Source organism: Mesorhizobium sp. M7A.F.Ca.CA.001.08.2.1 (genome assembly GCF_003998455.1).
Lineage (GTDB): Bacteria > Pseudomonadota > Alphaproteobacteria > Rhizobiales > Rhizobiaceae > Mesorhizobium > Mesorhizobium ciceri.
Window position 1 is genome coordinate 1 of record NZ_RZPW01001314.1, and the last position, 793, is coordinate 793.

The 793-nt window shown below is 60.8% G+C and carries 1 pseudogene; it reads right to left on the reverse strand.

Annotation, left to right across the window (positions count from 1 at the left end):
• Positions 1 to 700 (reverse strand): annotated as a pseudogene (locus EN914_RS37075) (GMC family oxidoreductase); the annotation flags it as partial.
• Between the last annotated feature and the right edge of the window lie 93 nt (positions 701 to 793).

Consider the following 793-nt stretch of genomic DNA (forward strand, 5'->3'; position numbering starts at 1 on the left):
GTCTGGGATCGGCTGGATCTGGCAGATGGGTGCGGAAGATCTGGTTGAGCAAGCAATGCTCCCGCTGCGCTTGCTCCGTGAGCGACAGCCGCCTTCGGCAGTAGATGCCGGCCGCGTCCCGCTCGTAGCCAAAAGCCACCGCCTGCTGGGCGTTCGGCAACTTTAGTGCTCCGACTGTGGCTCCCAGATGGGCCATATAGAAACGACCGAGCTGATCTCGGGCGTTGCCGATACCAGCTGGCATCACATCATTCGAGGCAAGTAGCAATCGGGTGGTCTCAAAGCCGCCGGCGGCTACAATGTAATGGCAAGCCGTGACCTCACGCTTTGTGCCCTTCAAGTCAATACAGTCGATGTGGTGGACGCAACGCCCGTTCGGCGCCAGGCGAATTCCCGTCGCCGCAGCGTTTAACCAGATGTGGATATGACGCGAAGTCCGCAGCAACCCGGAAAGCCGTTTCCACACGTTGGTTGGTCGACTAAACCGCTCCAGGCGGGTCCTGAACAAATCGCCGTCGACGCCCTCGAATAGTTCAACGCGAGAACCAGGCAACGCGCTTGTTGGATCGTAGTCGTAAGACCCGACCTCGATCACCTCGTGCGCCCGACGGTAGTAGGGCAGCAGGGTTTCATAGGTGATCGGCCAGCCCGAATTGCACACCCATTCCCGCTTCTGGAAGTCGATGCTATCGAACGGCACGCAGCGGCCACCCCATGCTCGGCTCGATCCTCCCAGCGCTCGTATCCGGAAATTCTGGACAGGCGGGGGGGCGAGGGGGTCTGCGGCAATGCC